This is a genomic window from Bradyrhizobium sp., from assembly GCF_017881085.1.
Lineage (GTDB): Bacteria > Pseudomonadota > Alphaproteobacteria > Rhizobiales > Xanthobacteraceae > Bradyrhizobium.
In genome coordinates this window covers 1-20,852 of sequence record NZ_JADGRI010000056.1, presented here as the reverse complement: position 1 = coordinate 20,852, position 20,852 = coordinate 1, and the positions used below count along the sequence as shown (strand labels likewise).

Annotated in this window: 20 protein-coding genes; 10 read left to right on the top strand and 10 right to left on the bottom strand. The window is 64.2% G+C overall.

Annotated elements, in window-relative coordinates; genetic code table 11:
- Window positions 1-571 (bottom strand): thiamine pyrophosphate-binding protein (locus QZ213_RS07980; RefSeq protein ID WP_291685522.1); only part of this gene is annotated, 571 nt, incomplete at its 3' end.
- A 337-nt stretch (window positions 572-908) separates the two neighbouring features.
- Here QZ213_RS07980 and frdA point away from each other — a divergent pair.
- Genes frdA through frdD form a run of 4 tightly spaced genes read left to right on the top strand, consistent with a single transcriptional unit; the run spans window position 909 to window position 4,116 of the window.
- The gene (frdA, locus tag QZ213_RS07975; RefSeq protein ID WP_291685521.1) at window positions 909-2,654 is read left to right on the top strand and encodes a fumarate reductase (quinol) flavoprotein subunit; all 1,746 of its coding nucleotides are present in this window, start codon (window positions 909-911) and stop codon (window positions 2,652-2,654) included.
- On the top strand, window positions 2,651-3,394 hold the full coding sequence (locus QZ213_RS07970) for a succinate dehydrogenase/fumarate reductase iron-sulfur subunit (protein ID WP_291685520.1): 744 nt from the start codon (window positions 2,651-2,653) through the stop codon (window positions 3,392-3,394). The genes frdA and QZ213_RS07970 overlap by 4 nt, the downstream gene beginning before the upstream one ends.
- Window positions 3,391-3,777, top strand: coding sequence for a hypothetical protein (locus QZ213_RS07965; RefSeq protein ID WP_291685519.1), 387 nt, complete (start codon window positions 3,391-3,393; stop codon window positions 3,775-3,777). The genes QZ213_RS07970 and QZ213_RS07965 overlap by 4 nt, the downstream gene beginning before the upstream one ends.
- A gap of 3 nt (window positions 3,778-3,780) precedes the next feature.
- Window positions 3,781-4,116 carry a fumarate reductase subunit FrdD gene (frdD, locus tag QZ213_RS07960; protein WP_291685518.1) on the top strand — a complete coding sequence of 112 codons (336 nt, stop codon included), beginning with the start codon at window positions 3,781-3,783 and terminating at the stop codon, window positions 4,114-4,116.
- A gap of 4 nt (window positions 4,117-4,120) precedes the next feature.
- On the opposite strand, the gene rquA is transcribed toward frdD, so the two are convergent.
- Window positions 4,121-4,912 carry a rhodoquinone biosynthesis methyltransferase RquA gene (gene rquA / locus QZ213_RS07955; protein WP_291685517.1) on the bottom strand — a complete coding sequence of 264 codons (792 nt, stop codon included), beginning with the start codon at window positions 4,910-4,912 and terminating at the stop codon, window positions 4,121-4,123.
- A 184-nt stretch (window positions 4,913-5,096) separates the two neighbouring features.
- On the opposite strand from rquA, the gene QZ213_RS07950 reads away from it, so the two are divergent.
- The 5 genes from QZ213_RS07950 (at window position 5,097) to QZ213_RS07930 (ending at window position 9,801) form a co-directional block, all read left to right on the top strand.
- Window positions 5,097-5,579 carry a hypothetical protein gene (locus QZ213_RS07950; RefSeq protein WP_291685516.1) on the top strand — a complete coding sequence of 161 codons (483 nt, stop codon included), beginning with the start codon at window positions 5,097-5,099 and terminating at the stop codon, window positions 5,577-5,579.
- A 149-nt stretch (window positions 5,580-5,728) separates the two neighbouring features.
- Window positions 5,729-6,136, top strand: coding sequence for an Hsp20/alpha crystallin family protein (locus QZ213_RS07945; RefSeq protein ID WP_291685515.1), 408 nt, complete (start codon window positions 5,729-5,731; stop codon window positions 6,134-6,136).
- An 8-nt stretch (window positions 6,137-6,144) separates the two neighbouring features.
- Window positions 6,145-8,535, top strand: coding sequence for an endopeptidase La (gene lon / locus QZ213_RS07940; RefSeq protein WP_291685514.1), 2,391 nt, complete (start codon window positions 6,145-6,147; stop codon window positions 8,533-8,535).
- Between the two features lie 178 nt (window positions 8,536-8,713).
- Complete coding sequence (locus tag QZ213_RS07935; RefSeq protein WP_291685513.1) at window positions 8,714-9,469, top strand: CBS domain-containing protein; 756 nt, start codon at window positions 8,714-8,716, stop codon at window positions 9,467-9,469.
- A gap of 17 nt (window positions 9,470-9,486) precedes the next feature.
- Entirely contained in the window at window positions 9,487-9,801 is a 315-nt protein-coding gene (locus QZ213_RS07930; RefSeq protein WP_291685512.1) for a cytochrome c, read from the top strand.
- A gap of 20 nt (window positions 9,802-9,821) precedes the next feature.
- Here the strand turns inward: QZ213_RS07930 and QZ213_RS07925 are convergent, their stop codons facing one another.
- From QZ213_RS07925 to QZ213_RS07895, 7 genes are all read right to left on the bottom strand, one after another.
- A complete protein-coding gene (locus tag QZ213_RS07925) occupies window positions 9,822-10,598 on the bottom strand; it encodes a cyclase family protein (protein WP_291685511.1) in 777 nt (258 codons plus the stop codon).
- A gap of 31 nt (window positions 10,599-10,629) precedes the next feature.
- Complete coding sequence (locus QZ213_RS07920; RefSeq protein WP_291685510.1) at window positions 10,630-11,640, bottom strand: tripartite tricarboxylate transporter substrate binding protein; 1,011 nt, start codon at window positions 11,638-11,640, stop codon at window positions 10,630-10,632.
- A gap of 100 nt (window positions 11,641-11,740) precedes the next feature.
- Entirely contained in the window at window positions 11,741-13,222 is a 1,482-nt protein-coding gene (locus QZ213_RS07915; RefSeq protein WP_291685509.1) for an ATP-binding cassette domain-containing protein, read from the bottom strand.
- The gene (locus QZ213_RS07910) at window positions 13,222-14,148 is read right to left on the bottom strand and encodes a branched-chain amino acid ABC transporter permease (protein ID WP_291685508.1); all 927 of its coding nucleotides are present in this window, start codon (window positions 14,146-14,148) and stop codon (window positions 13,222-13,224) included. Before QZ213_RS07910 ends, QZ213_RS07915 begins: the two co-directional genes overlap by 1 nt.
- Window positions 14,149-14,150: 2 nt before the next feature.
- Window positions 14,151-15,026 (bottom strand): branched-chain amino acid ABC transporter permease, encoded by an 876-nt coding sequence (locus QZ213_RS07905; RefSeq protein WP_291685507.1) that lies wholly within the window; start codon window positions 15,024-15,026, stop codon window positions 14,151-14,153.
- Window positions 15,027-15,121: 95 nt separating this feature from the next.
- Complete coding sequence (locus QZ213_RS07900) at window positions 15,122-16,303, bottom strand: ABC transporter substrate-binding protein (protein WP_291685523.1); 1,182 nt, start codon at window positions 16,301-16,303, stop codon at window positions 15,122-15,124.
- Window positions 16,304-16,797: 494 nt separating this feature from the next.
- Window positions 16,798-17,835, bottom strand: a complete 1,038-nt coding sequence (locus QZ213_RS07895) for a trypsin-like peptidase domain-containing protein (protein ID WP_291685506.1) — start codon at window positions 17,833-17,835, stop codon at window positions 16,798-16,800.
- 282 nt (window positions 17,836-18,117) lie between these two features.
- Between QZ213_RS07895 and QZ213_RS07890 the strand changes: the two genes are divergently transcribed.
- Entirely contained in the window at window positions 18,118-19,716 is a 1,599-nt protein-coding gene (locus tag QZ213_RS07890; protein ID WP_291685505.1) for an FAD-binding oxidoreductase, read from the top strand.
- Here the strand turns inward: QZ213_RS07890 and QZ213_RS07885 are convergent.
- Window positions 19,713-20,585 carry an aldose 1-epimerase family protein gene (locus QZ213_RS07885; protein WP_291685504.1) on the bottom strand — a complete coding sequence of 291 codons (873 nt, stop codon included), beginning with the start codon at window positions 20,583-20,585 and terminating at the stop codon, window positions 19,713-19,715. The two genes, QZ213_RS07890 and QZ213_RS07885, sit on opposite strands and share 4 nt — an antisense overlap.
- Window positions 20,586-20,852 lie beyond the last annotated feature (267 nt).

Below are 20,852 nucleotides of genomic sequence, written 5' to 3'. Positions count from 1 at the left end.
CGACGTCTTCGATCGTGTCCGCCGTTACGATCGCCGGCCCGATATCGGGCAGACGCGGCGCGGCGCGCTCGGCCGGATTCCAGGCGGCGTCGGCGGACAGGATCAAGGTGGCGATGCCGCCGGGTGCCGCGCGCGCGGCCTGCACCGCCCTTGCGGCGTCGCCGGCGGCGAGCCTTGGGCTCTTGGCCTCGTGGATCCAACTTGATACGGGCCGGGCGAAGCCAGCGATATCGGACGTCAGCAACGCATCATATTGCAGATGATAGGTGGCGTGATCGCCGACCACATTGACGATCGGCGTCGCCGCGCGGCGGGCATTGTGCAAATTGGCAAGGCCGTTGGCGAGGCCGGGCCCGAGGTGGAGCAGCGTCGCGGCAGGTTTGCCGGCGATGCGGCCATAACCGTCGGCAGCGCCGGTCGCGACGCCCTCGAACAGGCACAGCACCGGCTGCAATCCCTTCACGGTGTCGAGGGCTGCGACCAGATGCATTTCGGAAGTGCCGGGATTGGCGAAACAGGTGTCGACACCGCAATTGACAAGCGTCTGAATCAGTGATTGGGCGCCGTTCATCTAATCGCCTCCCGTCTTGTCGAAATCTGCGAACCGTTCTGGCGCGGTGCGTGTGATCTCAGCCCCGATAGCATCAAAAAGCGGCAGCCTGCACATTGCGGTGGATCAACCGGGACAACGCCACATGGTCGAGCGCGATGCCACCGGGCAATGTCACCGAGATATCAGGCGAGGAGCGCGCGATCCTCGCGACCTGGCTGGCGGCCGGGGCCCCATCATTTTCGGTGCAGATCGGATCACATGTTGACCTAGATCAACGCCGTCTAGCCCCATCATGGCGCATTGAACGTTCACAGAGAAGGCTGGCGGGAGCCGCCGCTCTGGGAAACGGTGCCTCATGGACGTGATTGAAATCGACGTCGCTATCGTGGGGGCCGGCGGCGCAGGCCTGCGCGCCGCCATCGCGGTGGCCGAGGCCGATCCTACCCTGACGCAGGCGCTGATCTCCAAGGTCTATCCGATGCGCAGCCACACCGTGGCCGCCGAAGGCGGTGCTGCCGGCGTCATCAAGGACAACGACAGCCTCGACAACCATTTCCACGACACGGTCTCCGGCGGCGACTGGCTGTGCGACCAGGATGCGGTCGAGTTGTTCGTCAACACCGCGCCGCTGGAACTGTTGCAACTGGAGCACTGGGGCTGTCCCTGGAGCCGCGAAGCCAACGGCAAGGTCGCGGTGCGGCCGTTCGGCGGCATGAAGATCGAGCGAACCTGGTACGCCGCCGACAAGACCGGCTTCCATATCCTGCACACGCTGTTCCAGACCTCGCTGAAATATCCCTCGATCAAGCGCTTCGACGAATATTACTCGACCGACCTGATCGTCGAGGACGGCCGCTGCACCGGCGTCATCGGGATCGAGATGCGATCGGGCCGCATGGTGGCGTTCCGCGCCAGGGCCGTCGTCATCGCCACCGGTGGCGCCGGGCGCATCTTCCCCTTCACCACCAACGGCGCCATCAAGACCGGCGACGGGATGGCGATGGCCTATCGGGCCGGCGTGCCGCTGAAGGACATGGAATTCATGCAGTACCACCCGACCGGACTGCCCGGCACCGGCATCCTGATCACCGAAGGATCGCGCGGCGAAGGCGGCATCCTCGTCAACAAAGACGGCTACCGCTATTTGCAGGACTACAATCTTGGCCCGCCCGATCCCTGGCCGCGCAAGAAGGCGATGGAACTGGGGCCGCGCGACCGCCTGAGCCAGGCCTTCTGGCACGAGCAGCAGAAGGGCCGCACCATCAAGACGCCGCATGGCGACGTGGTGCATCTCGACATCCGTCAGCTCGGGGAAAAGATGATCAACGAGCGGCTGCCGATGGTGCGCGAACTCGCGAAAGCCTATGTCGGCGTAGATCCGGTGCACGAATTGATCCCGGTGCGCCCGGTGGTTCACTACACCATGGGCGGCATTCACACCGATATCGATACCGCGACTTCCCTGCCCGGCCTGTTCGCCGCGGGCGAATGCGCCTGCGTCTCGATCAACGGCGCCAACCGCCTCGGCTCCAATTCGCTGGCCGAAATCGTCGTGTTCGGCGCCCGCGCCGGACGCAGCGCCGCGGCCTTTGCCAAAGCCCATCCGAAGCCCGCTGCAGCGGCAAAGGCCGCCGAGGCGGCGCAGGCAAATCTGCGCGAACTGTTCGCCCGCGAGGGCGGCAGCGACACTGTTTCCAGCCTGCGCAAGGCGATGAACGACACCATGGAAAGCGGCGCCGGCATCTACCGCAGCGAGGACACGCTGCGGCAGACCTGCGGCGTGCTCGCGGACCTTCGCGCGCGCTACCGCAAGATCCAGTTGCAGGACCGCAGCAACGTCTTCAACACCGATTTGATCCAGACGCTGGAGCTCGGCTGCATGCTCGATGTCGCCGAGGCCATGGCGCATTCGGCGCTGGAGCGAAAGGAGTCGCGCGGCTCGCACCAGCGCCTCGAATATCCCAAACGCGATGATGCCAGCTATCTCAAGCACAGCCTGGCGCGCTACCGCGATGCCGGTCCGCCATCGATCAGCTATCTCGACGTCGTGATCACCAAGTCGCCGCCGGCCGAGCGCGTCTATGGGGGTGCGGCGACATGAGCGAAACCATCACGCTCGAGGTGCTGCGCTATCGCCCCGAGACCGACAGTGAGCCGCATTTCCAGCGCTACACCGTGCCTTACCGGGACGATTGGGTGGTGCTCGATGCGCTCAATCACATCAAGGACAATCTCGACGCCACGCTGTCATACCGCTGGTCCTGCCACATGGCGGTGTGCGGCAGTTGCGGCATGACGATCAACAACGAGCCGAAACTGTCCTGCCACACCTTCCTGCGCGACTACCGCGGCGGCGTGATCCGGGTCGAGCCGCTCGACCATTTCCCGATCGAGCGCGACCTCGTGATCGTGATGGACAGTTTCATGGAAAAGCTGTCGGGAGTGAAGCCCTGGCTGATCCCCAAGCAGGAAAAGCCGCTGAGCGACGGCGAATATCTGCAATCGCCGGCCGAGCTCAACGTCTTTCACCAGTACACCCAGTGCATCAACTGCGTGCTGTGCTACGCCGCCTGCCCGCAAGTGGGCCTGAACGAGGATTTTGTCGGCCCGGCGGCGCTGGCGCTCGCGCACCGCTACAATCTGGATTCCCGCGACGGCGGCAAGGGCGCGCGCGCCGACGTGGTGGCCAGCAACGAGGGCATCTGGGAATGCACCTTCGTCGGCGCCTGTTCCCAGGTCTGCCCCAAACAGGTGGATCCCGCGGCCGCGATCCAGCAGACAAAAATTTCCGCTTCGGTCGACTGGCTCAAGGACCTGCTGACGCCGGGAGCGCATCGATGAGCCGCCGCCCTTATGTACGCAAGATCGAACGGAACTGGTGGCTGCAGCACCCGCGCTACGTCGCCTACATGATCCGCGAGCTGACCAGCCTGTTCGTCGGGCTGTACTGCGCGCTGCTGGCAATCGGGCTTGTGCGGCTGGCGCAAGGCCACGCGGCATGGGACGGATTCGTCGCGGCGTTCTCCAGTCCGCCCGGCGTGGTCTTTCAATGGCTCTGCCTGGTTTTCGCGATCTATCACAGCGTGACCTGGTTCGCGCTGACGCCGAAGGCGATGCCGCTGATGGTGAAGGGTGAACCGGTGCCCGGCAAACTGATCGTCGGCGCCCACTACGTCGCCTGGGCGGCGGTGTCGGCCGTCGTGCTGATGGCAGCGGGGGTGTAGGCCATGGCGAAATCGAACAAGCCGATCCTGTGGCTGCCGTTTGCCGGCGGCGGACTGGTGGCCGCATTGATCACGCCGGTGCTGATCCTGATCACCGGAATACTGGTGCCGCTGGGGGTCATCCATTTGAATTACGAGACGATCGCGGCGTTCGCGCACCATCCGATCGGCAAATTGATCCTGTTCGGCGCGGTGGCGCTGCCGGCCTGGCATGCCGCGCATCGACTGCGCATGACGGCGCATGATCTCGGATTGGGAGGCGGCGGCGTCAAGGCAGCGTGCTACGGCACTGCGTGGCTCGTCATTCTCGTTGCCGCGGGCGCGCTGATTGCGACCTGACTGCTCAGCGCTTGATCACGACTTTCTGATAGAGCCCGCCGAAGAACGACTGCTTGCGCCATCCGGTTCGCGCGGCCGCGGGCAGCCAACGGACGATCTCGTCACGCCATAGATCCAGCGCGAACGGCTCGAGCGCAGCGAGCAAGGGCCGCCACAGATAGCGCAGCGGATGCCACCGGCGCGGCAGGGCATAATCGACAATGACGATTTCGCCGCCCGGCCTGACGACGCGAAAGACTTCGCTCAGCGTTCGCTCGCGATGCGCTGCGGGCTGCTCGTGCAATAGGAAAAACAACAGCGCCCGATCATAGCTGGCGTCCGCGAGCTTAAGCTCGGCTGAATCCATCGCCAGCAGCCGCGCCGGCGCGCCGGACGGCAGCTTGTTTCGCAGGTTTTCCAGCTGCAGCGGCAGCACATCGACGATATCCAGCCTGCCGCCGCCGGCCGCGACCCGGCTGCTCAGTTCGCCGGTGAGATCGCCATAGACGCAGGCCACCTGCAAGGTCGTGCCGGGAAGCACATCCCCCAATTCCGCCATCGCCGCGTTACGCAGCCGCGGATAATTGCCCCACAGAATGAGATTGACCAGCCATTGCCGCTCGAAGATCCAGATAGCCCTGGGATGCACATAGGCCCACCAGTAATGCGCGGTGAGATAATGCGGTGTCTTGATGTTACGTCCGGGCTGGGATTCGGCAATTGGGCCGGCGAGCGATGTGGTACCCGCGATGGCACCGGGAAGCATCTGCCGCAAGGAGATGCCCTCGCTGCGGCTCGTTGACTGTGCTTGGGTCAATTGCCCTCCGGCCGGCTAAAGAGACGGGTCATGCCGTCAGGCACTATACTGGCCAGAAGCCGCCGGTACACTTTGATACTGGTCAACATGCGCGGAAATACCCCCGCGCCGTTCCGAAAAGCGAAAGGGCGCGGGCTTGATCTTTGTCAATGGCGCCCCGGTTCCGGCTTGGTAGCTATAAGAAATGATCAAGCGTACCGAACCATGGGATACCCGCTCCGCCATCAGCCAGTGGGCGCATGTTCTGGAACGGATTGGGCTCGCCCTGACGGGGGCCTCGTGCGGGCTGTTCGTCGCCGCGCATGTGGGGCGGGCCAACATCGACCTGATTGGTTCAGCCGCCACCGTCTTGGCCATGATGGTCTACGGCGGCGCCGGCTTCTATCTCGGGATAGACCTGCCTCGCGTTCCCCCCGATCACAAGATGCACCTGCTGCTGCGGCATGGACTTGGTTCTACCTGGGATACCGTCGAACTGCTCAGCGCGGCCGGCACTTTCCTGGCTGCGGTAGCAGCGGTGGTGTCCGTCTCCAGCATCGTTCTGGATGAGACGGCACGTGCGGGAACGGCGCTCCTGATCAGTATTTGCTGGGGGATTGGCGCGACCATGCAGATTGTCGCCGGGATCATCGCGCGCATGCGGTCCGAGTCTCCTACCGCATCCTAGCAAAGCCCCCCATTCTGCCTGCCGCCCCGATTGACGGGATAACGCAGGCGTAGAACTATTCAGGCGAACCCGCCGGATGCCTTTGCATCGGCGATGTCAGGATAGCGGCAAGCAGTCTGTTCTGGATTTGAGTAAACGCGAGAGAGCCCATGTCGACAAAAGATCCCGTCAACTGGATGTTGTCCGAGGCGATCGACTCACTGGCCCGCGCCGAACGACTGCGCCAGCAATTCTTCAGCCTGCAGTCGAGGGCGGGCTCGCGCGAGGCCAGTTGGGAACCTCCGATCGACGTGCTGGAAACGGATCGGGAGATCCTGATTCTCGTCGCCCTGCCCGGCGTCGATCCCGAGCATGTCGAGGCCGTGATCGAAAACGGAACGCTTGTCGTCTCCGGACAACGGGTACTGCCGGTCGAGCTTCGCAATGCCAGGATTCACCGGCTCGAACTGCCGCAGGGCCGGTTCGAACGTCGCATCGCACTGCCCACCGGGCGTTACGCCGTCAGCCGCTTCGCCGTGAATGGATGCATCGTATTGCGTCTCGCCAAGTCTGTGTGAGGATCGTCATGTCCAACGAAGAACTCGCTTCGACTTCGTCTCCCGCTGCCACCGAGGCTGAGTCTGTGCCGATCCCGAACGATGCCCTGATCATCGTTCCCGTTCGCAATATCGTGCTGTTTCCAGGAGTCGTCGCTCCCATCACCATCGGCCGACCGAAATCGATCGCTGCCGCCCAACAGGCGCTGCGCGATCAGCGGCCGATCGGAATCGTGCTGCAGCGAAGCGCCGAGGCGAACGATCCTGCACCTGACGATCTTTACCGGGTCTGTACCGTCGCCAATATTGTCCGTTACATCACCGCGCCGGATGAAACCCACCACATCATTTGCCAGGGCGTTCAGCGCGCCCGCATTCTCGATTTCCTTCCCGGCACGCCGTTCCCCGTGGCGCGGGTGCTGCATATTCCAGAGCCGACGACTAGCTCGCCGGAGATCGAGGCGCAGTTTCTCAACCTGCAAAGGCTCGCCATCGAAGCCATTCAACTGCTGCCGCAGGCGCCGCCGGAGCTGCTTGCGCTATTCCAGTCGACCACCTCTCCCGCCGCGCTCGCCGATCTGGCGACCTCCTATATGGACATCAAGCCGGAGGACAAGCAGGAGATCCTGGAGACCATCGATCTCGCGCAGCGCATGGAGAAGGTTTCGCGCCACCTCGCCGAGCGGCTCGAAGTGCTGCGGCTGACGGCCGAGATCGGCCAGAAAACCAGGGCCACCTTCGACGACCGCCAGCGCGAGGCCATCCTGCGCGAGCAGATGGCGACGATCCAACGCCAATTGGGCGAAGGCGACGGCAAGTCGCAGGAGGTCGCGGAGCTGAACGAGGCGATCGCCAAGGCGGGGATGCCGCCCGAGGCGGAAAGCCAGGCGAAGAAAGAAGTGCGCCGTTACGAGCGGATGCCGGAGTCCGCCGCCGAGGCCGGCATGGTCCGCAGCTATCTCGACTGGCTGATCGAGCTGCCATGGGCGCTGCCTCCGGAAAAGACCATCGACATTCCGGAGGCGCGCCGGATCCTCGACGAGGATCATTTCGGCCTGCAGAAGATCAAGAGCCGGATCGTCGAATATCTGGCGGTTCGGAAACTGGCGCCGCACGGCAAGGCGCCGATCCTGTGCTTCGTCGGACCGCCCGGGGTCGGCAAGACCTCGCTGGGGCAGTCGATCGCCCGCGCCATGGATCGGCCGTTCGTCCGCGTCAGTCTCGGCGGCGTTCATGACGAGGCCGAGATCCGCGGTCACCGGCGCACCTATATCGGCGCCCTGCCCGGCAATATCATCCAGGGCATCAAGAAGGCTGGCGCACGCAATTGCGTGATGATGCTCGACGAGATCGACAAGATGGGACGCGGCATTCAAGGCGATCCATCGGCCGCGATGCTGGAAGTCCTCGATCCCGAGCAGAACGCGACGTTCCGCGACAATTATCTGGGCGTGCCGTTCGATCTCTCGCGCGTGGTATTCGTCGCCACCGCCAACATGCTGGACACGATTCCGGGTCCCCTGCAGGACCGCATGGAGATCATCAGCCTGCCGGGCTACACCGAGGATGAAAAACTCGAGATCGCCCGGCGCTATCTGGTTCGCCGCCAGCTCGAGGCCAACGGCCTGAAGCCGGACCAGGCCGAGATCGACATCGACGCGCTGCGGCTGATGATCAAGGGCTATACCCGCGAGGCCGGCGTCCGCTCGCTGGAGCGGGAAATCGGCAAGGCGCTGCGCCATGCCGCGGTGCAGATCGCCGAGGGCTCTTCGAACAAGGTCAACCTCACCGCCAGCGATCTCACGGGCGTGCTCGGCCAGCCGCGTTTCGAGGGTGAGATCGCCATGCGCACCAGCGTTCCCGGGGTTGCGACCGGGCTCGCCTGGACGCCGGTCGGCGGCGATATCCTCTTTATCGAGGCGACACGTGTCCCCGGCAAAGGCGCATTGATCCTGACCGGCCAGCTCGGCGACGTCATGCGCGAAAGCGTGCAGGCCGCGCTGACGCTCGTGAAAAGCCGCGCCGCCCAGCTCGGGATCGATCCCGCGCTGTTCGAAAAGAGCGATATCCACGTCCATGTCCCCGCCGGCGCCACGCCGAAGGACGGACCGAGCGCGGGGGTTGCGATGTTTACCGCGCTTACCTCGCTGCTGACCAACCGCACTGTGCGGAGCGACACCGCGATGACCGGCGAGATCTCGCTGCGCGGTCTGGTGCTGCCGGTCGGCGGCATCAAGGAAAAGGTGGTCGCCGCCGCGGCGGCCGGCCTCACCCGGGTGATGCTGCCGGCGCGCAACCGGCGGGATTTCGATGATATTCCGCAAGGCGCGCGCGACAGACTGGAGTTCATCTGGCTCGAGCACATCGACGATGCGATCGCCGCGGCGCTGGAGGAAACCAAACAGGCGGCGGTGGCCTGACAGCCAAGCCATCGATTCCTGCCTGATATTGATCTCGCGGTGCAACCGAACGCCGCTTGCCGGGCGTCTTGCCCGCAGGTCACCTCGGCGCCTTCAGCTTGACCCTGATCAAGCCAAAGGCGCCCTTTTCAATTAGCTTGTCCGGGCTGTCTTTCGAATATCGGGCCTGGAGACATTCATGCGCGCGAATCAAATCATGACCCAGCATGTCATTACGATCGGCGCCGATGCACCCATCGCCGAGGCGGTCGACACCATGCTGCGGCACCATGTCAGCGGGCTGCCCGTGGTCGATGCGGACGGCGCGCTGATCGGCGTCATTTCGGAAGGCGATTTCATCCGCCGCGCCGAGATCGGAACGCAGCGAAAGCGCGGCCGGTGGCTGAGCTTTCTGGTCGGCGCCGACCGGGTCGCGGCCGACTTCGTGCAGGCCCATGGCCGCAAGGTCGGCGAGATCATGACGCCGGATCCCCTGACCATCACGGAGGATACGCCGCTCGATGAGCTGGTCGAGATCATGGAAACCAACAAGGTCAAACGTCTGCCGGTGCTGCGCGGCAATCGCCTGGTCGGGATCGTGACCCGCTCGGATTTTCTGCCCACCCTCGCCGACCTTGCCCGCCATGCGCCGAGCCCCTCGGCCGACGACGACCTCATTCGCGAGCAAGTCATCGCGGCCATTGAAGGCGCGTCCTGGGCGCCCTGCAGGCTCAAGGTCACCGCGCGCGACGGCGTCGTGAGTCTGAGCGGCGTTGTCGCAAGCAAGAACACCCGGCAGGCAGCGATCGTCGCCGCGGAGAATGTTCCGGGCGTCAAGAAGGTGCTCGATAATCTCGAGGCGCGCGCCTACCCGCCGCCGGAGGAGGATCTTGGCGGCGGGGATATCGCGTCATTGCAGGAGCAGCCCTCAACCACCGACGATGAACCGCTGTGAGCGTCCGGCCTCAAATCATGAATCGGTATCCACAGGCGCCGTCGCTTGCTGTCGCGCTTGCCCTGTTCGGAAGCATTGCGGCGGCTTCCGCCCAGAACGTCGAAAACGGCCGGCATCTGTCGGAACGGTGGTGCGTGGAGTGCCATGCGATCGGACCCACTCCCGGAAAATCCAAGGCGCAATCCTTTGCAGCGATCGCCGCCAAGGAGAAAATCACCGCCGAGATGATCGCCTCATTCCTGCGGCTGCCGCACGCCACCATGCCGAACGTGCCGCTGCGCGGTAACGACGCCCAGGATATCGCTGCCTTCATCATGGGCATGAAGAAGTAGCGGCGTAACCGGCTACTTCCTCAGGTGTCGATGATCGCCACCGCCCTCGTCCAGCCGGCGGATGCGCGCTCGATCTTGACCGGGAAACACGACACCGTGAAACCGGTCGACGGCAATTGCTCGAGATTGTGCAGCTTTTCGATGTGGCAGTAGCCAATGTGGCGCCCGGCCTTGTGGCCTTCCCAGATCAGGCTGGCGTCCTTGGTCTCGGCGTATTTCTTGGCGGTGTAGACGAACGGCGCGTCCCAGCTCCAGCCGTCGATTCCGGTCAGCCGCACGCCGCGCTCCAGCAGGTACATCGTCGCCTCATACCCCATGCCGCAGCCGGACGTGACGTAATCCGGCCGGCCATATTTGGCCCCGGCGCTGGTGTTGACTACGACGATCTCCAGCGGCGACAGCGTGTGGCCGATGCGCTTGAGTTCGTTCTCGACATCTTTCGCCGTCACCACATAGCCGTCGGTCAAATGCCGGAAGTCCAGTTTCACGCCCGGCTGCAAACACCATTCCAGCGGTACCTCGTCGATGGTCCACGACCTCTCGCCGCGATTCATGGTGGGGTGATAATGGTAGGGCGCATCGAGATGGGTACCGTTATGGGTCGAGAGCTGGACAGTTTCCATCGCCCAGCCCTGACCGTCCGGAAGGTCCTGCGCCTTCAGGCCCTCAAAGAACTGCAGCATGCGCGGCAGGCTCTGCTGGTGGTCGCTGTACTGGATCGCCGGATGGAGGCCCGGCGGATCGGCCGGCACGTCGTTCTGCAGCGGCACGGAGATATCGATCAATCGTCTGGCCATGTGGTTTCCTGAGACTGTTGTTGTGTTCCGATCATACCGGCTTGATGCCTGCCTTGGCGACGACCTCGCGCCATTTCGGCACCTCGTCCTCGATGCGCTTTCGCATGTCATCAGGTCCGTTGGCGATGACCTCGAAACCGTCGTTGCGCAATTGCTCGGCTATTTTCGGTGTCTTGAGAATCTCGATCGACTTCGCCGACAGCAATTCGACAATGGACGGCGGCGTCTTCGCCGGCGCCAAAAAGCCCTGGAACGTGTCGGCGATGAAATCCTTGAAGCCGAGTTCGACCATCGTCGGCACGTTGGGCAGATCGAACCAGCGTTGGGCGCCGGTGACCGCGAGCGCCTTCAGCGCGCCGGATTCGATCTGCGGATGCGCCGGCGGCAACGCCGCGCAGCAGACCTGGGTGATGCCGCCGAGCACCGCCTGAATGGCCGGGCCCGCGCCGGAGAACGGCACATGTGTGATCTGAATGCCGCCGACGATCTTGAGAAGCTCGGCCGACAGATGCGGCGTGGTGCCGATCCCCGGGCTCGCATAATTGAGCTCGTTGGGGTCGGCCTTTGCGCGCGCGATCAACTCGGCCATGGTGTTGATGCCGAGCTTGGGATTGACCAGGAAGACGTTCGGCGAGGTCCCGAGTTCGGCGATCGGCGCGAAGTCCTGGTAGGGATCGTAGGGAACCTTGGCGTAGAGACCGGGATTGACCACATAGGCGCTCGAGGTGACCAGCAGCGTGTAGCCGTCGGGGTCGGCGTGCGCTGCGGTGCCGATTCCGATATTGCCGCCGGCCCCCGCCTTGTTCTCGACGATGACGGTGCCGCCAATGGCCTCACCGAGATGGGTACCGAGAATGCGCGCCATGATGTCGGTCGGACCGGCCGGCGCGAACGGCACGATGATCTTGACGGTACGCTCGGGATAGGCCGCTGCACTTGCCGGCTTCAGGCCAAGCCTTGGTGCCGCCAGTGCGCCGAGCGCCAGGCCGGCCGTAGCCAGGATCTCGCGGCGCGACGGATAGGCCAATTTCGTGTCGAGCATAGTACCCTCCCCGATTTCCGCATCATGTGCGCGCCAGGTTTTCTTCGTACCCGGTCGGCGTCAGCACATAAGGTGCCATTCTGGCTTTTTATATGCGGCCTTAGAGATAGCCGGTGCCGGCTTCCTCGGCAAAACGGCCGGGATCGCCTTCCCAGACGATCCGCGCGTGCTCCAGCACATAGACCCGGTCGGCATGCGGCAGCGCGAAGGTGACGTTCTGCTCGCCCAACAGCACCGTGATCGGCGTGGTCTGGCGCAGTTTTTCCAGCGCCTTCGACAATTGTTCGAGAATGACCGGCGCAAGGCCGAGCGTCGGCTCGTCGAGGATCAGGATTTTCGGCTGCATCATCAGCGCCCGGCCGATCGCCAGCATCTGCTGCTCGCCGCCGGACAGCGTCTGCGCCATCTGGCTCTGACGCTCTTTCAGGATCGGAAACAGCTCGAACAGCCACGCCAATTGCTTGGCCTTCTCCTGGTCCGACAAATGCTGTCCGCCGAGGTCGAGATTTTCGCGCACGCTCATTTCGCCGAACAGCTCGCGTGATTCCGGGCATTGAACGATGCCGCTGCGGGCGATCCGCGCGGGGCTGGTGCCGCGCAGCTTTTCGCTGTCGCGGAGGATTTCGCCGGTGTAGGGCAAGAAACCCGAAATGGTGTTGAACAGCGTGGTCTTGCCGGCGCCGTTCAGGCCGACCACGGAGACGAACTCGCCCTGATGGACATGGATCGAGACGTTTTCCAGCGCCTGCGCCTTGCCGTAATAAACGCTGACATTCTCGACCTGCAGCAACGGAACCTTGTCCTTGAAGCTGGTCTCCGGGCGCGCCGACGTTTCGATGGCGCCGCCGAGATAGACCCGGCGCACGGTTTCGTTGCGCATCACCTCGTCGGCGCGGCCGGTGACGATCTCCTCGCCGAGATACATCGCCAGCACCCGGTCGACCAGCGCGGCAACGCTCTTGACGTTGTGATCGACCAGCAGCACCGCACGGCCTTCGTCGCGAAAACTGCGGATCAGTTCGGAGAAGGTGCCGACTTCGGCCAGAGTCAGCCCCGCGAAGGGCTCGTCGACGAGCACAACCTTCGGATCCCGCGCGATGGCTTTTGCCAGCTCTAGCCGGCGCAAATCCGCGAACGGCAAGGTCGGCGGCCGCCGGTCCATCACGGCGCCAAGACCAACGCGGTTGGCGATCCATTTCGCGCGTTCGGTCAGCGCCTTGTCCGCAAACAGCATGAACAGGCTGTCGGGCAACAGCGCGACCATGATGTTCTCCAGCACGGTCTGCCGGTTCAGCGGCCGCGAGTGCTGGAACACCATGCCGAAACCCTTGCGCGCGATCTTGTGCGGCGGCAGGCCTGCGACGTTCTCCCCCAGAAATATGACTTCGCCCGCGGTCGGGCGCTCGATGCCCATGATCGACTTCATTGCGGTCGACTTGCCGGAACCGTTGGGGCCAATCAGGCCGAAGATTTCGCCGGCGCGCAAATCGAAGCTGAGGTTCTTCACCGCGGTCAGGCCGCCGAAGCGTTTGGTCAGGCCGCGGACTTCCAGAACGGGCGGATTGTTGCTGGTCGCATCCATCACGAGCGGGCCTCACGCGACAGGGCCGCTCCGAGGAAACCGCCGGGGAAGAACAGAACGACGAGCAGCGCGACCGCCGAGACGATGAAGGTCGCCAGTTCGCCGGTCGGCCGCAGGAATTCGCCGGCGACGATCAGGAAGATCGCACCCAGCGCCGCGCCCAGCACGGTGCGGCGGCCGCCGAGCACCGCGGCAACGATGACGTTAACTCCAACGGCGACATCGACGACCGTGCCGACCGAGGCGGTGCCGAAATAAAACACCAGCAGCGCGCCCGACAGCCCCGAGAAAAATGCGCTCACGACGAAGGCCGCAAGCTTGTGCTTGACGATGTTGAACCCGAGCGCGCCGGCCTGCACCGGGTCCTGCCCGCTCGCCTGCAGCACCAGGCCGACCGGCGATTGCGAAAGCCCATAGAGGATGACGGCGCTGATGGTCATGAAGCCGAGCGCGATCCAGTAGTTCGCGCCGGCATCGATGGTGATCACGTCGGGAATGGTGAGACCGATTTCGCCGCCCGTGAGATCGGCGAACACGACGATGAAATTCTGCAGCATCAGCACGGCGACCAGCGTCGTCAGCCCGAAGTAGGGACCGCGCACGCGCAAGGCCGGCAGCGCCAGCACGAAGCCGGCAACCACGGAAGCCATCGCGCCCAGCACGATGCACAGATACACCGACCATCCATACTGGTTGTTGAGGATACCGGCCGTGTAGGCGCCGACACCGATCAGAAAGGTCGGTCCGAAATTCACCTCGCCGGCGAACCCGAACAGGAGATCCCACGCCATCGCGAACACGCCGAAATAATAGGCGACGGTAAGCAGGCCGAGAACATAGCCGGAGACGTAGAGTGGCAGGGTCGCCGCGACGACGACCACGACCAGCGAGATAAGGAACAGCCGCGATTTGAAAAAATGGGCCATGCTCATCGCCTCCCGAGCAGGCCTTGCGGCCGGATATACATCACGATGACCAAAAGCAGCAGCGCCGGAATGGTGCGGTAGGCCGGCGAGACCAGATAGGCCGTCAGCGTCTCGAGGTAGCCGACCACGAAGGCCGCGATCAGCGAGCCGGACACGCTGCCGAGGCCGCCGAGCACGACGATCGAGAACGCGCTCGCGGTCAGCGGGCCGACGCTATAGGAACTGACGCCCAGGAACATCCCGAGCAGCACGCCGGCGATGCCGGCGAGCACGCCGTAGATCGCCCAGACCACGACATAGATGCTGGTGAGTTCCAACCCGAGCAGTGTGACGCCGCGCGGGTTCATCGACGCCGCCAGCACCGCCTTGCCGGTGCGGGTGCGGTTCACCATCAGCCAGAGCAGGCCGATCACGAGGCAGCAGACCAACGCGGTGAAGATTTCGTTTTTCGGGGTGCGGACGCCGAAGATGTCGACGACGCCTTCGACGATCGGCAGCACGGTCTTGGCGTTATTGGTGAAGAAGAATGCGATCAGCTCCTGGATCATGATCCCCCACAGCAAGGTGCCGGTGAGGACGAAGATCTCCTTTTCCTCGTTGGGAATTCGCCTCGATTTCTGGATCGGCTGGACCACCGCGAAATAGGTGGCGAACGCCGCGACCAGTGCCACGGCGACGCCGACCAGCGCGCCGGCGTAGGTGTTCATGTGCAGCGTAGAGGCGGCAGCCCATGCCGCCACCGCCGCCAGCACCATGATGGCGCCGTGCGAGAGATTGAGCACGCCGGAGACGCCGAAGATGAGGGTGAAGCCGGTAGCCCCGAGGGCGTACAACGCACTGATGGCAAAGCCATCGATCAGAATCTGGAAAGCAAGCATCTATAATGGCCGCGGCAGCACCGCTGCCTCACTCCTGGGAAATTGCCAATGGGAAAATGCTCCCGGGCTTGCCCGGGAGCACTTTCATTCGAGGTTCAGTTGGACGTGACCTTGATGAAGCTCGGGAACTTCAACTTGCTCTTGGCGACTTCCTTCGGCCAGACCGCGACCTGCTTGCCGTCCTGCCACTGCAGCATCAGGCCGGTGATCAGGCCCTTGCCGTACTTGATCGAATGGGTGAACGGATCGTCCTTGCCGTAGAACTGGATGCGGCCGATGGTGCCTTCCCAGTCGGTCTTTTCCAGCGCCTCGACCAGCTTGTCGGCGTCGGTCGAGCCCGCGCGCTTCACGGCGTCGGCGATATAGTAGACTTCGTCATAGGAGGTGTAGCCGGCGTAGGACGGGAAGTTGCCGAACTTCGCCTTGAAGCCCTGCGTAAACGGGAGGCTCTTCGGCGTCACCGGCACGTCCGGTCCGGACACGCCCTGATAAAGCACGCCTTCCGAAGCGTCATTGGTATCCTTGCCGAAGGTCGAGTTGGTGGCCTGCGAAGAGATGCCGAGCATCGGGATCGGCACCTGCTGGTTCTTCCACTGCACCGTCGGCTGCACGCCAACATGCGAAATGCCGGTGATGATCACGTCGGGCTTGGCGCCTTCGATCTTGTTGAAGATCGGGGTAAAGTCGGTGGTATCGGGCGAGAAGCGGATGTGGTCGAGCACCTTCAGGCCGATCTTGGGCAGGCATTCCTCGTAGCCGACGTCGAGCGGCTTGGTCCAGGCGGCGTCCTCGCTCATGATGACGGCGCTCTTCATGTGCTTCTCGTCGACCAGCAATTCCTTGGCGGCGTCGCAGACCGACAGCGCCAGCGCGGCCGAGGTCAGGTAGCCGTGGAAGGTGTATTTGTTCTTCTCGTAGTCGGAATGGACGCTCTTGCTGATCTCGTTGGACGCAGCACCGGGCGTGATGAAGGGCGTCTTCAGGCGCGACGCCCATGGCTCCAGCGCCAGCACGACTTCGCTGATGTAGCTGGCGATGACGATGTTGACCTTGTCCTCGTTCACCGCGCGCTGGAAGGCGCGAACGGAATCGGCCGAGGAGGAATGGTTGTCGTAGGTGATGATTTCGATCTTGCGGCCGTCGACGCCGCCCTTGGCATTGATTTCATCGGCCGCCATCTGGGCCGCCTGCGGGATCGAGGCGCCGGCAATGGCCTGGGCTTCGGCGATGACACCGATCTTGATGGGGTCCGCGGCCAGCGCCTGGCCGGACGCCATCGTCAACAGGCCGAGCGCGGTTCCGCCGAGAAGTCCTCGCAATGACCAGAAAATAGGCGACCTCGATGTGTTCTTCATAATGTTTCTCTCCATTCTTATTCTTGAGCCGTTATTCAGCTTTCCCAGTATTTTAGCCGGGCATGCGTGCTCGGCAAGCGAAACTGCACCCCAATCCGCTCCGCGTCAGCGCAACTAAAGTAGGTGGGAGTCGATCGCGGCTGGCAGTGGAGTTCGCCGCGGACTTGTCCAGCCCCGAGATTCGCCGGCTGCGGCAGGACGGGCTCCGAGCCAGCAAAATGCTGTGCTGCAGCCACTTCCTGCGACATCTCTGTGAGGGTGAGCGGACATCCTTCTCGCGGGCCGCCCCAATCTGGCACCGGGAATGGCCAGCTGGCAGTGGAACCGGACGCGGCTCTCGAAAATGTCAAGATGGCGCGGCCGCAGGGCAGACCACGCGGATCGCAGGCAAGGGCAGGACATGCGAGCCGACAGCGCTAGCGGGCTGCGCCCTGCCGGGCGGCCGGCTTGCGCTCGATCGGATGAATATCGATGGCGCGCAGGCGCCCCATGCGCAGCACATCCATCGCCAGCGTGCGGCCGATCCGGTCGCGATCGAGGATCCGGATCAGATCGTCGACGCCGTTGACGTCGACGCCATCCAGCTTGATCACGACATCGCCGGGCAACAGCCCCGCCCGCGCCGCAGCCCCATCCGGCTCGATCTGCGCCAGCAACGCACCCATCTTGTTATCGATGCCGGCGGCCACCGCATGCCGTCGCGGAACGGGCACGGTCTGGCCGGACACCCCGATATAGGCGCGCCGGACATAGCCATGGCGGATGATTTCGGACAACACGAACTGCGCGGTGTTGCTGGCGACCGCGAAGCAGATTCCCTGCGCGCCGCTGATGATCGCGGTGTTGATGCCGATCACCTCGGCTGCGGAGGACACCAGCGGCCCGCCGGAATTGCCGGGATTGAGCGCGGCGTCGGTCTGAATGACGTCTTCGATGGTCCGGCCGCTCACCGAGCGGATCGAACGGCCGAGCGCCGACACCACGCCCGCCGTCACCGTCGATTCAAAGCCGAGCGGATTGCCGATCGCCACCACCAGCTGGCCGCGCCGCAACGTCTTGGAATCGCCGAGCGAGGCGTAGCGCAAATCCCGCACGCCGTCGGCGCGCAGCAGCGCCAGATCGGTGTCGGGGTCGACGCCGAGCACGCGCGCGTCGGTGACGATGCCTTCGATGTCGCGCAGCCTGATCTGCTTCGACGATCCGACCACGTGGCTGTTGGTGAGAACGAGTCCGTCCGGAGAGATCACGATACCCGAGCCAATCCCGCCGCGCCCGCGCGCTTCCTGTGCCGCCGAGGTGGTTTCAACGCGGACCACCGCGGGTCCGACGCGTTCGGTCACGCCGATCACGGCATTGGAATAGGCATCGAGCAACGCCTGATCGTCGGCGGCCTCAGGTCTGGCCGTTTGCGATGGCGGGTTCTCGTCGAATGTAGAGTGGGTAAAATCCAGCATGGCGATTTCCTTCGGAGGTCAGAGATGGTGGCCCCGCCCGGCCCCTGCAAGTGCCGCGGGGACGACTGCGACCCGCCCCGGAGGGACCGGCTATGCCATCGGCCAAGCTTCCTGGTTGAATGACGGCGCGGTACCAGACGAAGTTCGGCCCGAAAGCGACTGCTATCTGCCGCATGAGGGGCCACCGGCAGAGGGAATTGTTTCCAGGACTTGCTGACGACATCGCGCCGCGAGAGACTGCCCCAACCAGACAATTTCCGGCGAAAACGGCAGGAGGCGACCATGACCGGCGCAAGGCTGAAGCATTATGGCTGGGGCCGCGAGGGCGAGGGTATGACGGAGGCGGAACAGGCTTTTGTGCTCGGCCGTTACCGCGCGAAATTCTCCCGCGACAAGTTCGAGACCATTGCGGTGCCGCGGCTGGAGGATCTTGGCCTGCGCGCGCCGCGCGTGACGCCGCCGGACTCGCTCGCCGCCTTCTGCAGCACCGACCGCTACGACCGCGCCGCGCATGCCTACGGCAAGTCCTACCCGGATTATGTGCGCGCCATGCTCGGCGATTATGATTGCGCGCCCGACGTCGTCGCCTATCCCCGCAGCGAGGCGGAGATTTCCGCGGTCATGGACTGGGCGGGCGGCGTGAGCGCCTCGCTGACGCCGTTCGGCGGCGGCTCGAGCGTCTGCGGCGGCGTCGAGCCGCGCACCGACGGCGTTCGCTACAAGGCCGCCGTCACGCTCGACCTGCGCCATCTCGGCAAGGTGGTCGAGGTCGATCAGGCCTCGCGCGCGGCGCTGATCGAAGGTGGCGCCTATGGTCCGGCGTTGGAAGACCAGCTCAAGCCGCATGGCGTCACCTTGCGGCATTTTCCGCAGAGTTTTGAGTATTCGACGCTCGGCGGGTGGATCGCGACCCGGTCGGGCGGCCATTTCGCCAGCCTCTATACCCACATCGACGATTTCGTCGAAAACCTGCGCGTGGTGACGCCGCGCGGCATATTGGAAACGCGCCGCCTGCCCGGCTCGGGCGCAGGGCCCAGTCCCGACCGCCTGTTCATCGGCTCGGAGGGAACGCTGGGCGTGATCTCGCGCGCCTGGATGCGGTTGCAGCCGCGGCCGAAATTCCGCACCGGCGCATCGGTCCGCTTCCCGACCTTCTTCGCCGCGGCGCGCGCGGTGCGCGCCATCGCGCAAGCCGGGCTCTATCCGTCGAACTGCCGCATCCTCGACCCGCAGGAGGCCTTCAACACCGGTGCTGCCGACGGCAGCGTCGCCATCATGGTGCTCGGCTTCGAATCCGGCGATCACGCGCCGGACGCCTGGATGGCCCGCGCGCTGGAATGCTGCGGCGACCATGGCGGCGCGCCCGAGGCGGCCAAGGCCGGCGATGCGCATCTCGAAGGCGCGGCGGGCATCTGGCGCAATGCCTTCATCCGCATGCCCTATGCGCGCGAGTTCCTGACGCCGGCGGGCCTCATCAACGACACGTTTGAGACCGCCATCACCTGGGACCGGTTCGAAAGCTTCCACGACAAGGTGAAGGCGGCGACGGAGCGCGCGATTCAGGAGGCGACCGGCGTGAAGGGCGAAGTCACCTGCCGCTTCACCCATGTCTATCCGGACGGCCCCGCCCCCTATTTCTCGTTCCACGCCATCGGCCGCCACGGTGAACTCCTCAAGCAATGGCAGGCGATCAAGAACGCGGCGAGCGACGCGCTGATCGAGGCCGGCGGCACCATCACCCATCACCACGCCGTCGGCAGGGATCACCGGCCCTGGTACGACCGCCAGCGGCCGGAGCTGTTCGCGGCGGCGCTTCGCGCGGCCAAGAAGGAACTCGATCCGCAGGGCATGCTCAATCCGGGTGTGCTCATCGATCCCTAGCCAATTCGCACGCGATATCTCAGGGTTCGACTTTCTCCCTGGGCGATATGCATCAGGCCCGGTTTGTCTGCGAATTCACCATCAAAATCCGACGGGCTTGCAAAACCGTGCCAGGGTTCGATGCAGAGAAACGGCGCGCCCTTTGGCTTCGACCAGATGCCGAGTTCTCGAAATCCTTCCCACAAGACCTCGATCGACGGCCCGCGGCCGGCCGCGAAGCGGACCGAATGGCTTGCCGGGCGGTCCAGGATGATCGCGTCATCGTCGAACAGCCGCTCCGAGAGCGCGAGCGTGTTGCCGCGAACAGGAGTCGGCTCCGGCGCGGCCCGCAGCAGACCGTCTTTGAGGCGCCGGACCGGCATCGGCTCATCCCCGGAAAACACCAGCGCGTAATCTTCCTTGGCCAATCCCGCAAGCAATGGCCAGTTGAAGGCCGGATGGGCGCCGATCGACGCCGGCAACATCGCATCGCCGGTGTTGGATATCTCGAGGGCCACTTCCAGATCGGCGCGGTCCAGCGTGTAGGCGACCGACAGAAGGAAGCCGAACGGATAACGCGCGCGGGTGGCGGCATTGTCCGCGAGATGCAGCTTGCAGGAAGCGGGTTCACGCTGCAGCCAATCGAACCGTTGATCCCTGGCAAAGCCATGCTGCGTCATCGGATAGATTTTTCCGCCGTGCCGCAATTGGTCGTTCTTCAGCCGGCCGACGATGGGAAACAACAGCGGCGCGTGGCGTGGCCATTCAGGTCCGGCCTGCCAAAGCAGCTCGATCCCCCCGGCGTTTTTCAACGAGCACAATTCAGCGCCATTCGCCGCGACGGTCGCCGACATCTTGTCATTGCGAAGTGTGAAGCTGTCCTGGGTCATATTCCACGTATCAATCATCCCAACGCCGGTCGAGCCCGCCAACCGATGACATCACAGCCGACGCCACCCGCGCAACCCCGACAAGAATCCGCGGGTGCCATGCCCAAAAACCAACCCGATGCGTTATGGTTTTGCGGCATCGGTTCCGGCACGGGAGTTTCAGCGCGCGATGGCAAATATCTGGACTCGCAAATCCACCGCGGCGCTGTTGAGCGAAGCCGCGCAAGGCGGCGAAGATGACGGCGAGGTGCGGGCTCTCAAGCGCAC

Excerpts from the sequence above, each read along its gene's own strand:
- frdA (WP_291685521.1), top strand. The coding sequence starts at position 909 with ATGGACGTGATTGAAATCGACGTCGCTATCGTGGGGGCCGGCGGCGCA.
- frdD (WP_291685518.1), top strand. The coding sequence starts at position 3,781 with ATGGCGAAATCGAACAAGCCGATCCTGTGGCTGCCGTTTGCCGGCGGC.
- QZ213_RS07965 (WP_291685519.1), top strand. The coding sequence starts at position 3,391 with ATGAGCCGCCGCCCTTATGTACGCAAGATCGAACGGAACTGGTGGCTG.
- QZ213_RS07935 (WP_291685513.1), top strand. The coding sequence starts at position 8,714 with ATGCGCGCGAATCAAATCATGACCCAGCATGTCATTACGATCGGCGCC.
- QZ213_RS07950 (WP_291685516.1), top strand. The coding sequence starts at position 5,097 with ATGATCAAGCGTACCGAACCATGGGATACCCGCTCCGCCATCAGCCAG.
- QZ213_RS07895 (WP_291685506.1), bottom strand. The coding sequence starts at position 17,835 with ATGCTGGATTTTACCCACTCTACATTCGACGAGAACCCGCCATCGCAA.
- QZ213_RS07890 (WP_291685505.1), top strand. The coding sequence starts at position 18,118 with ATGACCGGCGCAAGGCTGAAGCATTATGGCTGGGGCCGCGAGGGCGAG.
- QZ213_RS07915 (WP_291685509.1), bottom strand. The coding sequence starts at position 13,222 with ATGGATGCGACCAGCAACAATCCGCCCGTTCTGGAAGTCCGCGGCCTG.
- QZ213_RS07885 (WP_291685504.1), bottom strand. The coding sequence starts at position 20,585 with ATGACCCAGGACAGCTTCACACTTCGCAATGACAAGATGTCGGCGACC.
- lon (WP_291685514.1), top strand. The coding sequence starts at position 6,145 with ATGTCCAACGAAGAACTCGCTTCGACTTCGTCTCCCGCTGCCACCGAG.
- QZ213_RS07905 (WP_291685507.1), bottom strand. The coding sequence starts at position 15,026 with ATGCTTGCTTTCCAGATTCTGATCGATGGCTTTGCCATCAGTGCGTTG.
- QZ213_RS07910 (WP_291685508.1), bottom strand. The coding sequence starts at position 14,148 with ATGGCCCATTTTTTCAAATCGCGGCTGTTCCTTATCTCGCTGGTCGTG.
- QZ213_RS07925 (WP_291685511.1), bottom strand. The coding sequence starts at position 10,598 with ATGGCCAGACGATTGATCGATATCTCCGTGCCGCTGCAGAACGACGTG.
- QZ213_RS07945 (WP_291685515.1), top strand. The coding sequence starts at position 5,729 with ATGTCGACAAAAGATCCCGTCAACTGGATGTTGTCCGAGGCGATCGAC.
- QZ213_RS07920 (WP_291685510.1), bottom strand. The coding sequence starts at position 11,640 with ATGCTCGACACGAAATTGGCCTATCCGTCGCGCCGCGAGATCCTGGCT.
- QZ213_RS07900 (WP_291685523.1), bottom strand. The coding sequence starts at position 16,303 with ATGGCGTCCGGCCAGGCGCTGGCCGCGGACCCCATCAAGATCGGTGTC.
- QZ213_RS07930 (WP_291685512.1), top strand. The coding sequence starts at position 9,487 with ATGAATCGGTATCCACAGGCGCCGTCGCTTGCTGTCGCGCTTGCCCTG.
- QZ213_RS07970 (WP_291685520.1), top strand. The coding sequence starts at position 2,651 with ATGAGCGAAACCATCACGCTCGAGGTGCTGCGCTATCGCCCCGAGACC.